Origin of the sequence: Leptolyngbya sp. AN10 (genome assembly GCF_050565645.1) — a bacterium.
GTDB lineage: Bacteria > Cyanobacteriota > Cyanobacteriia > Leptolyngbyales > Leptolyngbyaceae > Leptolyngbya.
Genome location: NZ_JBNXVP010000002.1, coordinates 262,735 through 276,283, shown reverse-complemented (window position 1 = coordinate 276,283; position 13,549 = coordinate 262,735). Strand labels below are relative to the sequence as shown.

The following is a 13,549-nucleotide window of genomic DNA, read 5'->3' as shown; positions in this document are numbered from 1 at the left end:
GGTCTAGAAGTTAACGACGATCGAGCATCAATCTGATTACCGAATTAGCCCGCTTTTGCGAGCAACAATTAGCCCAATCACAGGCAACATGGCAGTTGTGAGCCAGAACATACTCCGCATTGTGATTGAACCAGCAAAAAAACCGAGCGCGTAAACGACCATTGCATAGTCCGACTGTCGTTGTAATACCAGCCGATTCCACCAATTTGCCAGCGCTCCCAAGAACAAAGAAGTGCCAATCACTCCCAGAACGCCTGCCATCATATAAGCTTCGCCAATGTAGGTAGTAGCAAGCGTATAGCCTTCTGCTCCTGCAATTTCTTCAATGCTCACGCTTAGTCCTTCTGGCTTACTCGGCAGAAACACTCTAGGAATCGGTTTGATGAGCGACCAAACAAGAATTTCACCGCCAAGATAGTCATGACTTGAAGGAATTGCATCTGCAACGATACCGAGAGAACCTAAGTTATAGTCTACTGAAAGGGTTTGTCGAACAGTATCACTGGCGTAGACTCGATTATCAAGATAGTTTCGCAAGCCGATCGTTCTAAATTCCAGCATATGATAAGAACCATAGGCTGCAATCCAGAAGGTAAGAATGAGCGGGAGAATTGTATTAATGAAATTGTATCGCGGTAGCGTTAGCAAATAACCAACAATGAAGGTCGCAAGATAGGCGACAAAAACATTTCGAGTTCCCCCAGAGAAGCCTTGAAACATCGTTAACGCAAAAACCGCAAGCAGTATAGTCTGTTGGTAGAGCGGTATGGAGCGACGACGATTCAGCAATACGCCGAACAACGGTGGAATTGCGTATCGGAGTAAGCCTAGCTCAATAATCAGACTATTTGCACCGCCTAGCCTTCCTCGACCCCACGGTTCAGTAAATCGCGCCCCCATCATCGCATTGATCATTTTGAAGATATCAAACTGAACGGACAGAAGCATATAGAAATAGCCCAGTGTCGCTGAGATCATTACCACTCGAAAGAGAGTACCAGTCGAGATATCTTCAAAGTTGAGCCACGGCGATCGCATCGGTTGCGGTTTGATCAGATGACGACCGATCGCAAAAGACGCAAAGGCAACTAAGACGAGGGAGAGCGCATGACGAGTTTGAGCAATCGTTAGGAAGGTATTGAACTCTTCTTGAGGAAAGAGGAATTCAGCCAGAATGAGGTAGTAGAGGGAAATTAGGCAAAGCAAATCGGTGCGAAAAAGATTTCGCAGTCCTCGGTTGCTGTCAAGATAGACACTAGCAATTAGTCCTACTGCAACCGGGATCGCTGCGGCTCTCGCAATTAAGGCAGGTTGATCCGATGGCGATTGCATTCCCATGAATCCCAGTGCTATGCCACCCAGCAAAGCTAAAGTTGCTGCACTAGAAGCAGAGGGTGGAAAATGTTCTGCTTCTGAGTAGAGGTCTTCCGAAAGATCGCGAGAGAGTGACATAGAACAGAACTCAAGCAGGAGTGTGTGTGAGTACGGGAGTTGGGGGATGGGGGACGACCTGCTCTAAGAGTTGAACAAGTTCTGCGGCTTTGACAGTCCAAGTTAACTGATGCTGAATCAAGTGTTGGGCTTGTTGTCCCATTTTGAGTCGTGTATCATTTTCGCTGAGCATCCGATCGAGCGCGATCGCAGTTTCCTCAAGATTTTTTGGTGGTACCGAATAGCCGTGAACAGTGTTGATCATGACATCATTAATGCCACCATCGTTGCAGCAGATAATCGGTTTCCCGGCTGCCATTGCTTCTAGATAGACCGTCGCAAAAGGTTCATCCCACCCGACTAAAGCAAAACAATCTGCCCAAACCATTTCTTGCAGCACTTCGGCATGGGGCTTTCTTCCAACCAGTTGAACTTGGTTGGTGACATCGTATTGATCGATCGCTTGTTGCACTTTCTCGGCATCTGGACCATTTCCAATAATCCGCAGGACTGCATCTGGATGTTTAGCAGCAATTCGGCAAAAGGCTTCGATTAACAATGGAACCCCTTTTCGTTCAGCGAACAGTGCACAAGCAAGAAGCACTTTTTTGTCTTGAAGTGCGGTCGGGCGGGGAGTGTTTAGAATCTGTTTTGATGGAAGATTCACGCCGTTGTGGAGAGTCAGAACGCAAGTTCGAGGAAAAAGCGATTGTAAGTCCTGCTGCATCGGGTTGGAAACAGCAAGTAGCAGTGTTGCTCGATCGGCTGCCGTTTGCATCGCAGCTTTGCGCTGTGGATAACAATCAGCATCACGAATTTCATCGAAGTCATGGTCGAGCGTGACGATCGGGGGACGAATTGCTTCGGGAAGTTGGGCAGCAATCCAACCGTTTGGTAACGTTTGATGGCAAAGCAACACATCGGGCTGAAAGTCTTGCACGAGGCGACACAGGTTGTGCTGAATTGACTTCCAGGCAAGTTTTAGATAGGGTCCGGGATTGCGATGTGCCCACGTTTTGAAGGGCGGCACTGGATAGTAGAGCCAGCGAGGATAGACGGCACGAACCGAGTTTGACCAAACGAAAGTATCGGGACAGTTAGCGTAGGCTTTTGCACCAGGAGTCAGTGCGATCGCGCTTGGTAGCCAAGAGGTCGGAGAAACAACTAAGAGTTCGATGTTTTGCTGGGATAGTGCTTCGGCTTGAGAGAGCGCCCAAGTTCCCATGACAGGATTATCGGGTTTGGGGAAGTAGGAGGCGAGTAGGAGAACGCGCAGACGGGGGGTAGTCATGCTAGGACTGCGATCGAGAAGCAGTTGAGAAACGTTAGAAGTCGGGCAGTTTGAGCGAACGTAGTCTTTCTGAATAAAGACTCATTCTATGTATATTTAACGACACCAATTTTAAGAATCAGGACGATTTGAATACTCGACCTCAATTTTTTTTGCTTAGTCAAAAAGTCTATATTCAGTCTAATCAGCCCAGGGAGGAGAACCGAAGACACACGCTCTCCGTTTCCGTGTTCAAGACGGTAGTTCTAGGTAAATGGGTGTGATTAAATACAAGTTCGGTGAGTCTTCTAGCTGCAATCAAGCGGGTAAAAAACTACTCAAATTGTGCCGCTAAATTAGATATGCAACCGTTTGTTTTAAAGAGAAGAATCGGTTGCAAATGCAATTAGCGGCACAAAGATCGGAGATCAGCCAAGAGGCTAAATTAGCCTACCGCCTGAGCTTTCTTGCGTTTACGGAAGGTGACAACACCCATTCCAATTAATCCAGGCAATAGTGCAGGAGTCGGAACTGGGGTTGCGTCCTGAATGTAGTAGACAGAAGCGTGAGAAAGAGCCTGTGCTTCTTCTTTACCCTGTGCTTCTCCTTTACCCTTTCCTTGACTCTTTCCTTTATCACTTCCTTTGTCGTTGACACTAACACCAAGAGTATTCCAATCAATACTACTCAAGCTTCCAACACCCTTCGGAATGTAGTAAATGCTGAACCTTGTGCTTGCCTTTAAGCTAATTGCCAAGGCTGTTCTCGCCCGATCGATAGGACTTCCAAAAGTAATCCGCCCTGATGTTGTGTTGAGACCACCTGCATTAAACTTTAATGCTCCTACAACAGTATTAGCTGTTTGGTCATCTTTTCCACCGAACTGCCACTTTGTGAGTCCATCAAACACACCTGTTGCCAAAAGTTTAGTCGCTAAATCCCCAATTCCTCCATTCGTGACATCGTTGTTGTAATTGGATTTCTGCAAATCGTAGGAGCCGATACAGAGCGTAGCTCCAGTAACTGTTCCAGCCGCACAAGAAGGAGAAGTTTGTCCAGGAGCCGCAGGCGTGAGAGATCCTACTGAACTACTCCAGTTGGTGATGCCTAAAGCGTAGGCAGGCGAAACATGCGAAAGGGAGCCAGTAAGTGCTCCTACTACGAGAAGACCGATTAATTTTTTCATCGAGCGATTCAATCTCAAGAACAACAATTGTGGTAGAGCGCCAGAATTGTGTTCAACTCATTGGCAATCTTGCTGAGTCAAACAAGTTGCCGCATTTGATTTAACTGTCCTGAAATCCCTGATTGCGATACAGAGCTAAACTCGATTATTTCTTTGAAAATGCGAGTCAGCCTATATGTAATATATTTTACATGAACTACTAAAAAGTAGCCAAGAATTTCCGTAGAAAAGTGGAACAAACAAAAGCAGGAGGACTTGCATTGCTCTAGATGAAACCTAAATCGAGAGCTGTGAAAAGACATTACACCACTGTTTTGCTCCTGCCTCCGGAGTCCAATCTACAGCTTTGCGTCGAGAACTATCACTGGCTTGCTGAATTAGATCTGGCGATCGTACATACGTTTCAAGGGCATTGTAAAGCGCGATCGCATCTCCCGCTGGAACAATCACACCATTGATCCCTGGTTCAACTAAATCAACCGCTGCTCCCACCGCATCGGAACAGATAATTGGCAATCCCGCACCTAATGCTTGATTGACGACCACCCCCCAACCGTCATAGCGGCTCGGCAGCACAAATAAATCCGCTTGCTCAAAAAACTGTGGCAAAAATTCAGGATCATGAAAGCCTGCATATTCAACAGCTTGTTTTGCTTCAGAAGAGAGCGATCGCATCATTTCAGGCAGTTCCGCTTCTCGTCCAACAAGCAATAATCGTGCTTGAGCGCCAGATTGAATTAATCGATCGAAGGCTTGCAGCAATAGATCGACTCCTTTGCGCTCGATCATCTGACCGCAGAAAAGAATCGTGATCGGTTGGCGAGGGCGCTCGATCGAACTTTGAAACGCTGACAGATTGCAGTAGTACGGAATGTTGAAAATCGGATGCTTAGGAAAGCGATGTTTGTAGTCTTGTTGGGCGCGAGAACCAATTGCCGCGATCGCACGACATCGATTCAATGCGGCTGAAAAAGTTTGCTGCAATTGTCCTTTGATGCCACTAGACTCTCCGACCATCTTTTCACCCCAAAAAATGCAGGGAACTCGATCGGCATAAAACCGCAGAATCAGTTGCGACATCAGGTTTTGATAGCCATTCAGAACAACAACATCAACATCTTTCAATCTTGGAAGATGCCAATTAAGATGGAATCGCGACAGTCCCCAAGTTAGATGAAATCCTGGAAGTACAGCTTCGTAAGCTTGAATCGGCTTCTCAGTCCAGGGCGAATCTGCACAGCCAGATTCAAGATAGTACACCTGTAAATCAATCTCTGGACAGCAAGACAGAGCATAAAACAAATCGCGCTGATACGGAGAAGGCACGATCGAATAAACAACAACCTTAAGCAAATCCAAGTTTACTGCTCCTTCGCGTCGAGAATCTGTTTGATCATTGGATAGCCGCTGAGATACATTCGGTGGCGCACATTGCCTACAAAATGCCGGATCTTGATCAGTCGATAATCGGCATCCTTCTCCCAAAACAACATGCCTTGATTGTTCACTACATACGATTCCGTCGGTAAGGGATTCGCATTCGCCGCTGTCATCAACACATCACAAATCGTTTGTTCAGGAAAATAGTCAGGAACATCCAACGACCAACCTTCAAGCAAAGTATTGCACAACTCAAGCGACAAAGAGTTCTGAGGAATAAAGAGCACTCCGGCATTGAAATTTTTGGTGAGTGACAGAGAAAGTTGCTTTGCTCGTTTTGCGATCCAGTCAGATACACAGAAGGCATTCTTCTCTACAAAATAGCAACCCGATCGAGCCTTGATTTGCTCAATGATTTCGTCGGGAGTTTGGAACACAAGCACATCCGGATCAGAAAAAAGGATATCCCGCTCGTATTGCAGCGCGAGTTTTAGCATGAGCAGCTTACCAAATTTGTGCAATCGGTAAAAGTTATCGATCGCACGATAAGACCGGACAGCAGAATATTGAACACAGGCTTCGACACTCTCGATCGTTCCATTCGGAAATAACTTAGAAAATCTTCTGCGCTCAACTTGGGTCACGTCACCATCCATCACCACTCGGAGGGCTGGTTTTTCTGCCAGAAATTTGAGCCAGCTATAAGCAGTCCACAGGGCTTCAACAAAGGTTTTATGCTGCGTCAGGATCACTAACAGTGTACCTTCGGTGGGTGTGTGAATCGGCGGTAAGCAATGAATGTAGTTTTTAATCGGATAGGGAAAGTTTCGCTGAACTCGCATGACTTGAGTTCCGAGTTGCTTTCTCACAGCGGGTGGGATGGTCTGAATCATGAGTGCGTTCCGAGTAAGGTTGGATTGAGCGATTTGAGTTGATGTGAAAGTTGAGTGAATGTCTGTTCAGGATTAGACCGTGTAGCTTGAGATAAGGTAGCAAGCTGTGAAGGTCGATCAAGAAACGATTCCAACACAGTGGCGATAGCAGTTCCCGACACTTCAGGCAAGACTTTTCCACTGATGCCATCGCTCACGACTTCTCCACAGAACTTTGAGACAATCAGCGGAAGTTTCCAAGCTTGGGCTTCGAGCTGTGTCAGTCCAAACCCATCCGAAAGTGTCGGAAACAAAAACACATCTGCTTGCTGATAGTATCGATCGGTCAGACTGCGAGGAACGCCATTGATCCAGCGAATGTTTAGCTGTTCGGTGGCAGGTGGCTTAATTTCAGAAGCTCCCACAATCAAAAATTCAACGGGTCGATCGCGCAATTGTTCCGCTGCTTCTAAAATGGCTGCAATTCCTTTGCGTAAAATGACTCGTCCGAGAAATAACACGCGCAAGGGACGCTCTGAGGAAAACCGAGTCGGATAAGTTCGCTGAAACGATTGAGCTTCGAGCGTAGGACGATACACTAATGGAACGACTCTAATCTTGTCTGCGTTGATTCCTGCTTGGATGAGAGCTTGCCGCGACCACTCCGAATTCACCAGAATACAATCTGCGATCGCACATTCTTCTCGCCAATTGTCCCAATACGAAGGCGGCACAGGACTCCAACTTGGAGAGAGTGCTGGATATCGCTGCTGTTCTGCTTTCACGATTTGTTCTTCAACGATTCCAGGATCAATCTGTCCTAAAACTGTGTACCAACCTTTAGATTTTGCATATTTCAGCAAGTCGAGAGCGGCATAGCTATACGCAAAAAAGATCGGGCGAGCTCCCTGCGGTGGATGCTTGCGAAGCTGTTGTAAGATTTGATGCTGAAACCAATGATTTCGAGCAATCATGTCATCCCAGGACGTTGTTTTTTTCAGTTTTTGCCTGAGTTCAAATTGAATCAGCGAAGTCGTCATCGAATCAATCGCCGCATCTGATAAATCGGGATGATAGCGATCGCGCAAACTCCGCAATTGTGGAATCGGGATGGACTGAATCCTCGATCGTGGAGTCACCCAAGCATCGGTAATCAATCTCGCTAACTGTCCAGACTGATGCAGAGCGCGAGGAATAGCATAATGCTCACGTGCACCGAGTTGGCAGCAAATCCAGGGGGAAGGATTCATAGTGTCCGGTTTGGCGAAGATGAAGGTAAGAACTGAGCGATTGAGCAGAAACCGTTTGACGGTGCTGTTGATGCTGATAAAGCGTCTGAGGGATGGCGATCAAGCCTGCTAAAATTCCGGCAAATCGTTGATGTCGAATCAGCCACAAGACGCGATTTAAGGATTGTGCGATCGCAAATCCCCAATAGTTCGACGGATAGCGCAGATAAGCCAGCAATGCCCGATTGGTAATACTCGCTGCTGTAATTCTTGGATTGAGATGATGCCCTAAAGCGGTGTTGTGAAACACTCGCAACCAAGGACTTCTGAGAATTCGCCATCCCAAATCGTGCAACCGTAGCGATAGATCAACTTCTTCCATGTCGTAAGCAACCGGAAGCTGAACATATCCCCCAGTTTGAAGAAACACAGATTTGCGATAGGCGCAACCACACCCCACGAAATCTGCAACCCACTGAGCAACAGAATCATCAGGCGCGATCGTTTCATTTTGATGATAGATAGCTGATCCAATCACCGCGACATCAGGAAATCGATCGAACAATTGCAGCAAGCGACTGAAGTAGTCTGTGTCGATCGGATAAGAATCATCATCAAAACTGGCGACAATTTCGTGTTTTGCTTGGGAGATTGCGCGATTGCGTCCACCACCGGGACCGACTTGGCTTGGACTGCGAATAATTTTAATGTTCTGAAGATGTGCGATCGCGGGTTCTGTGACGGCATCATCTCCATCAATATGAACAATAATTTCGCTCGGTCTAGGCTGACAAGCTGAAATTTTTTCGAGTGCTTCGATCAACTGATCCACACGATTGTAGGTTGGAATCACCGCCGTGACCGGACAAGACTCTAGATTTAGCACTGTTTTATGGGTTCTGAAGGTTGTCGATATCGAATCACTTTTGCTGGAACTCCAACCGCGATCGCGTTTGCTGGAATGTCTTTAGTCACAACACTTCCCGCACCGATCACGGCTCCATTCCCGATCGTGACTCCTTTGAGAATCGTCGCATTCGCTCCGATCCAAACGCGATCGCCAATGTAAGTTGGTTGAGAAATTAAAGGCTGTGCCAGTGGGGGCAGGTTCGCATCAATGCCGTGATCATGATCGGTGATATAGCAACCGGGACCGATCGCGCAATCTTGCCCGACTACGATCGACATCGAAGCATCTAGCATGGTGTGGCGATTGATATAAGTTCTCGCACCAATGTAGATTTTGGGTCGCTCCAAATTCTCGCCGCTACACAGTAAGGTGACTCCCCGATCGATCGAACATTCTGGCTCGAATTCTATCTGGTCAAAATTGCGGGGAATCTCGATTTGATTCAGCCAAACATAGCCTTGGAATTTCACACCCAGGCAGCGGTAGTAAAGATTGCGCCAGCGGCTTCTCAGTGCGCTAGTGATACGTTGGATCATGTCGATCGTTCCACAAGATTTCTACCAATCCACTCCATTTCCCACCCAGTAACGCAGGCAGCGATCGCCATCCTTGTCGAGTTGAAAGCGATGCCGCAATTTCAAATAGCTGAAGAACGGTCAGTTTAAGATAGTCCTGAAACTGTCGCCGCTCTAGAATTTGCGTCATTACATAATGGCGGTTAATCAACTCCATTCGCGCAAGAACACCCCGATCGCTTTTATGATCTCCAGGCTGACTATCATGAAAAATTCTCGCAGTCCGCGCGTTCACTAACTTCCACTGCCTTCCCACATGTAGCGAAAGGGTGACATCTTCCATCAATGAGTAGCCTGTGAACAATGATGCAAACAAAGGATTCGGCAGGGCAGCACGACGATAAAGCGTACAAGTTGTATTGAGCCATTCAACGGGGACAATCTCTGGCAATGTGGGATCATCTTCGGGCAGAAGATTCAACGCAGGACCAATACACCGACCTGCATAGCTCTTTTGCGCCTCACCGTTGAGAAATTCAAACAATGTGCGACTAATTCGACCTGGAGGTAAGTAGCGCTGATTTGTGATCATTGCATTTACACCGCCGATCGTAGGAGCGCTTTGCAAAGCTGCCCACAGTCGCGCCAAGCAATCCGGTTCCAGCAAAATATCATCATCCATCAACCAAATCACGTCTTTGGTAGCATGAACGATCGCTTGATTGCGTTGGGTTGCGGCTCCAATTTCGGTCGCTTTGTAGTAGCGAATTTGAGTGTTTAATCCTGGAATCTGACTCGTACATAACTGTTGAGTTTGATCATCGATCGAGCCATCAACCACGATCATTTCGACGGGTTGAACCGATTGTTGAGCCAAACTATGTAAGGTTTGAGAAAAGGCAGCCGCCCGATGACGAGTGGGAACGATCGCGGAAATGGGCAATAACATGGTTAAGAAGGATTCGGGGTGAGCGTTCGACGGAGATGAGCAATCCTTTCTGCGATCGCAAATCCAAATCGCTGATAGATCCATTGATAGTTTCTCGGTGCTGCCTGTCCGGTCGGGATAAAACTGCGATCGATGCGCTTAATTTTGGCAATGACTTGATTCGCCCAAGCTCGATCGGAAAGCCAGATAGTTCGTGCACATTCAAACCGCGCCTGATTGATTGCATTTTGTCTTAAAGCCGTCAGCTCTCTGGTGCTCTGTAAATGAGCTTCAGCCGCATCGAGAATTGCAAAACGCTGTCGAAACACTTCGGACTTATCTTTTTTGCAAACGGTGGTTTCGCTCCATTGCCGATAGATTGATCCTGCTGTGGAACAGTATTGAAAGCGCTTTCCAGCTTTTAACAATCGCAGATAGAGTTCATGTTCTTGGCAACAAGGCTGATCGATCTTCCAGCCGCCGACTTCAACGATCGCGCTTTTTTTCCACAACGGGCTTCCGGTTTGCGGTAAGTACCATCGAGCTAACAAAACCCAAGGATCATGCGGTTCAGGAATCGGCACTATCTCTTGTCGTGGCGGTTGACTGTCCCAAAACTCAAAGATGCTCGGACTATAAATAATGTCCGAATCAGCAATTTGAGCTACTTGGTCCGCGACCTTATTCGGCTGCAAATAATCATCAGCATCAAGATATTGCAGCCATTCCCCGGTACTGAGTTCTAACAATCGATTCCGAGCCGCATTGCCGCCCCGATTCGGTTGTGTCTCCCATCGAATGAGATCGCCATAACTTTGAATGATCTCCAAGCTGCGATCGCTCGATCCATCATCGACCACGATCACTTCGATGTGCGGATAAGTTTGGCTGAGAGCGCTCTCGATCGCGCTATCAATCCAGCGATCGGCGTTATAGCAGGGAATGAGAATGCTAACTTTGGGAAGCATCATTACAAATCCGTTGATTACACACAAGCTTGATTGACTCGATCGAGCTTAAACTGCTCTAACTTGAGCATCACTTTTTCAGTGAGTTCATTTTGTTTTGATACAGAACTCAACTGCGGTTTAGCGGCTTGTTTTAGATATGCCATCTGCATCCGAATCAACTGATAATCGCAGTATCGCAGAACTCCTTCTTTACCCGGACGACTTGCAAATCGCTGAATCGTAAATGGGCTGTAGGAAAGGCTAACAGTGCTTAACCAATCGTGCCACTTAAAGTCGAGAATGTCTTTTTTGGTTTTTACAGCAACCCAGGGCACTCGAATTGCATCGGCAACGATCGCACCGTGCATCGCCTCAGTTAAAAGAACTTCTGAACGATCGATGTCTGACAGAATTTGCTCGATCGGAGCAGTCGGACTAATGTAGCGAATTCCTAAGCTTTCGCAAATCTCTTGCCAAATCGCTCCATTAAAAATCGCTTCGTGATAGTGCGGCATATAAGACCAGCTAAAGGTCTTTTGCTCAGACGGAGTGTAGAAATTGCGAACTAAGATTGCAGGGTCGGTTAACGCAAAAGTTGAATCAATCTCTAGCGCTTTAGCTGACAGCAAGCCGCGTACAAAGTAAATCTTCCAAGACGAATCTACGATCGGTGATTCACCATATCCCACGCCAGAGCCAAACACAACTTTGAAAGCATTTGGAAACCGCCGATGGAGACGCTCATTTAACAGCGTCCCAATTCCTACGAAAAGTGTGTCATCATTCCTATCGAGAACATCAGGTAACAATCGATCCCACAACCAAGGATTGAGATCATCACCAAAATTTCCGATCTGATGTTCTCTCGACTTGCCATCAAAATAGTAAAGTTTCATTGTTGCTAGAGATGATAAAGCCTTTAAAGCCACGCTTCTAACTGTAAGTCGTAGTCTCCCACCTGTTCTGAGGGATAGCGACCTGCTTCAACTCGCTGAATAATCTGCGGCAAGGCTTGAATAAACGCAGCACCATGATCGGCAGGGTGAACTGTCCAAGCTTGAGAAGAACTGAGATCGGCTCGGATGTATTCGGTTTCTTTCATCCGATTCGACACCATAATCTCAAAGTTCTGTAGTGCACTCTTTTTGGTGTAATAGCTCAGAAGTCGGCGCTTCCAAGAGAGCCACTCTGGTTTGAGCGGTAAAAGTTGAGCAAGACGACGACGATCGACTAAAAACTTCCGGCTGGTAAAATCTTTAAATCTGTAGAACCCACGCGGGTCATGCTGATACTCGACTCCCCGCTGCTTGAGACTTCCATCTGGAGTGGGTGGACCGGATAACGGCGATACAAATACGATGCTCGGATCTTGCTCAAAAACATTAACGGCTTCTTGTATCCAGCTAAACTGCGGTTCTTGGTGCAATAGCATATCACTGTCAAAGTGCAGCACATAATCGCCTTTGACTTGTTCTAGAGAGAACATATAGCCATAAATGGGTGCTCCACGGTGATTGTGAGTTTCGCGCAACAGTCGCCCAAAGTATTTTTGGTATAGCGGCTTGCGAATCGACATCGAGTAGTCAATCTCAACGATGCGATCGATGATGCCCATTTGCAAAAGCTGATTCGCCCGATCGCGCAGGTCTTCAAATGAACCAATCCCCGGACGATGACGAAACAAGCTAGACAACGGAGCAGTTTCGAGAAATAACACTCGTTCAACAAACTCAAACTGACAAGATCTCACCAGATGCGGAATGGTCTGCATCATGAACGGAATATCGGTTCGAGCAACGGTAATCGAGAGTGAGCAAGTCGGTAAATTCATAATTCAGCTAGAAAGAGAAGGATTGCAATGGTGTTATTTGAGCGTTCCACTCGCTTGTTTCAATTTCATTCCAGTCGAGCGACCTGCTAAAAAGACCGAGCGTTGCAGGCGAGATTGCTGACACCATGTTTCATATTCAGGTACAACATGATTGTTTAGCACTTCTAGCCATCGTTTCAGGACAGCGGGAGCATCGATTTCGGTACTCCGAAGTTTGCCGTTATCAATCATTTGTTGTCGAAAGGTTGAATCGTCTCGAAGCTGTTTCAGCGCAGTCAAAACTTCTGCGGGAGAACTTGCTTTGAGATAGTCAAGATCGCTTTTCCATTCTTGTCGAAAGGCTGAATCTTGTCCGACGATCGCAGGCACTCCAGCCATCCAAGCATTATGCAGCTTACTGGTGGGTTTGGAAGGATGACCTTGCTGATCAAAGCTCCAAATTGCAACGATCGCATCAATTTGGCTGTAATCATGCCATTGTTCGGGATCAGCGATGGTCCGCCAGTTTAATCCCATCGATCGCAGTTCTGCTTCCCAATCTTCAGTGCGTAACTCTGCTGCTAAATTATGTGCCCGTCCCACATAAGCAATATTTTCAAACCGATCACCTCGATTGCGATCTCGCTGAATTAAACCGGGTTGAGACCAATGCTGAATGTAGACGCTTTTGCCAGGAAAGAAGAATCGATCTGTTCGTGGGATATTTTGCGAAGCCGTATGCTGAAGATTTTGAACAATATGTAACTGAGCAAAAGGATGCCGCGCAACATCAGAAACGATCGCTACAACGAGTTGATTTCTGCTTGGTATCAGATTGAGCGGAAGATAGTTACTGACTGCGATTACTATTCCTTCCTTTGGCACTTCATTTACCAGTTGACAAGGAAACCCTGTCTGTTTGAGATAGAGATAAGTTTGTAAAATCCAGCTATGTTCCCCTCCACCGTTGTGAACTGATGGCAGCGCATCGAGTTCGGGGATCACTGCTGGATAGTTTTTAGGACTGAGATAGAAGTAAATCGGCGGCATTCCCATAGTTCTGGCTTC

At 46.8% G+C, this 13,549-nt stretch carries 13 protein-coding genes; all 13 read right to left on the bottom strand.

Translation table 11 applies throughout. The features are described 5' to 3' along the window. Window positions 1-36: 36 nt before the first annotated feature. The gene (locus ACQ4M5_RS04170; protein ID WP_430674344.1) at window positions 37-1,452 is read right to left on the bottom strand and encodes a hypothetical protein; all 1,416 of its coding nucleotides are present in this window, start codon (window positions 1,450-1,452) and stop codon (window positions 37-39) included. A 10-nt stretch (window positions 1,453-1,462) separates the two neighbouring features. Next, window positions 1,463-2,722 (bottom strand): glycosyltransferase, encoded by a 1,260-nt coding sequence (locus ACQ4M5_RS04165; protein WP_430674343.1) that lies wholly within the window; start codon window positions 2,720-2,722, stop codon window positions 1,463-1,465. 424 nt (window positions 2,723-3,146) lie between these two features. After that, complete coding sequence (locus ACQ4M5_RS04160) at window positions 3,147-3,887, bottom strand: PTPA-CTERM sorting domain-containing protein (RefSeq protein ID WP_430674342.1); 741 nt, start codon at window positions 3,885-3,887, stop codon at window positions 3,147-3,149. A gap of 276 nt (window positions 3,888-4,163) precedes the next feature. Then, the gene (locus tag ACQ4M5_RS04155) at window positions 4,164-5,246 is read right to left on the bottom strand and encodes a glycosyltransferase family 4 protein (protein WP_430674341.1); all 1,083 of its coding nucleotides are present in this window, start codon (window positions 5,244-5,246) and stop codon (window positions 4,164-4,166) included. A 2-nt stretch (window positions 5,247-5,248) separates the two neighbouring features. Then, entirely contained in the window at window positions 5,249-6,160 is a 912-nt protein-coding gene (locus ACQ4M5_RS04150; protein ID WP_430674340.1) for a hypothetical protein, read from the bottom strand. Beyond that, a complete protein-coding gene (locus ACQ4M5_RS04145) occupies window positions 6,157-7,389 on the bottom strand; it encodes a glycosyltransferase family 4 protein (RefSeq protein WP_430674339.1) in 1,233 nt (410 codons plus the stop codon). The genes ACQ4M5_RS04150 and ACQ4M5_RS04145 overlap by 4 nt, the downstream gene beginning before the upstream one ends. Further along, window positions 7,346-8,254: a glycosyltransferase family 2 protein gene (locus ACQ4M5_RS04140; protein WP_430674338.1), complete on the bottom strand. Its 909-nt coding sequence runs from the start codon at window positions 8,252-8,254 to the stop codon at window positions 7,346-7,348. The genes ACQ4M5_RS04145 and ACQ4M5_RS04140 overlap by 44 nt, the downstream gene beginning before the upstream one ends. Next, a complete protein-coding gene (locus tag ACQ4M5_RS04135; protein WP_430674337.1) occupies window positions 8,248-8,814 on the bottom strand; it encodes an acyltransferase in 567 nt (188 codons plus the stop codon). Before ACQ4M5_RS04135 ends, ACQ4M5_RS04140 begins: the two co-directional genes overlap by 7 nt. Continuing rightward, window positions 8,795-9,742: a glycosyltransferase family 2 protein gene (locus tag ACQ4M5_RS04130; RefSeq protein ID WP_430674336.1), complete on the bottom strand. Its 948-nt coding sequence runs from the start codon at window positions 9,740-9,742 to the stop codon at window positions 8,795-8,797. Before ACQ4M5_RS04130 ends, ACQ4M5_RS04135 begins: the two co-directional genes overlap by 20 nt. A gap of 2 nt (window positions 9,743-9,744) precedes the next feature. Next, window positions 9,745-10,692, bottom strand: a complete 948-nt coding sequence (locus tag ACQ4M5_RS04125; protein ID WP_430674335.1) for a glycosyltransferase — start codon at window positions 10,690-10,692, stop codon at window positions 9,745-9,747. Between the two features lie 14 nt (window positions 10,693-10,706). Continuing rightward, on the bottom strand, window positions 10,707-11,567 hold the full coding sequence (locus ACQ4M5_RS04120; RefSeq protein WP_430674334.1) for a polysaccharide pyruvyl transferase family protein: 861 nt from the start codon (window positions 11,565-11,567) through the stop codon (window positions 10,707-10,709). Window positions 11,568-11,590: 23 nt separating this feature from the next. Continuing rightward, window positions 11,591-12,502, bottom strand: coding sequence for a hypothetical protein (locus ACQ4M5_RS04115; protein WP_430674333.1), 912 nt, complete (start codon window positions 12,500-12,502; stop codon window positions 11,591-11,593). A 33-nt stretch (window positions 12,503-12,535) separates the two neighbouring features. Next, window positions 12,536-13,537, bottom strand: a complete 1,002-nt coding sequence (locus ACQ4M5_RS04110; protein ID WP_430674332.1) for a hypothetical protein — start codon at window positions 13,535-13,537, stop codon at window positions 12,536-12,538. Between the last annotated feature and the right edge of the window lie 12 nt (window positions 13,538-13,549).

Coding starts and splice junctions, on each gene's coding strand:
- ACQ4M5_RS04170 (WP_430674344.1), bottom strand. CDS start 1,452: ATGTCACTCTCTCGCGATCTTTCGGAAGACCTCTACTCAGAAGCAGAA.
- ACQ4M5_RS04165 (WP_430674343.1), bottom strand. CDS start 2,722: ATGACTACCCCCCGTCTGCGCGTTCTCCTACTCGCCTCCTACTTCCCC.
- ACQ4M5_RS04160 (WP_430674342.1), bottom strand. CDS start 3,887: ATGAAAAAATTAATCGGTCTTCTCGTAGTAGGAGCACTTACTGGCTCC.
- ACQ4M5_RS04150 (WP_430674340.1), bottom strand. CDS start 6,160: ATGATTCAGACCATCCCACCCGCTGTGAGAAAGCAACTCGGAACTCAA.
- ACQ4M5_RS04145 (WP_430674339.1), bottom strand. CDS start 7,389: ATGAATCCTTCCCCCTGGATTTGCTGCCAACTCGGTGCACGTGAGCAT.
- ACQ4M5_RS04135 (WP_430674337.1), bottom strand. CDS start 8,814: ATGATCCAACGTATCACTAGCGCACTGAGAAGCCGCTGGCGCAATCTT.
- ACQ4M5_RS04130 (WP_430674336.1), bottom strand. CDS start 9,742: ATGTTATTGCCCATTTCCGCGATCGTTCCCACTCGTCATCGGGCGGCT.
- ACQ4M5_RS04125 (WP_430674335.1), bottom strand. CDS start 10,692: ATGATGCTTCCCAAAGTTAGCATTCTCATTCCCTGCTATAACGCCGAT.
- ACQ4M5_RS04120 (WP_430674334.1), bottom strand. CDS start 11,567: ATGAAACTTTACTATTTTGATGGCAAGTCGAGAGAACATCAGATCGGA.
- ACQ4M5_RS04115 (WP_430674333.1), bottom strand. CDS start 12,502: ATGAATTTACCGACTTGCTCACTCTCGATTACCGTTGCTCGAACCGAT.
- ACQ4M5_RS04110 (WP_430674332.1), bottom strand. CDS start 13,537: ATGGGAATGCCGCCGATTTACTTCTATCTCAGTCCTAAAAACTATCCA.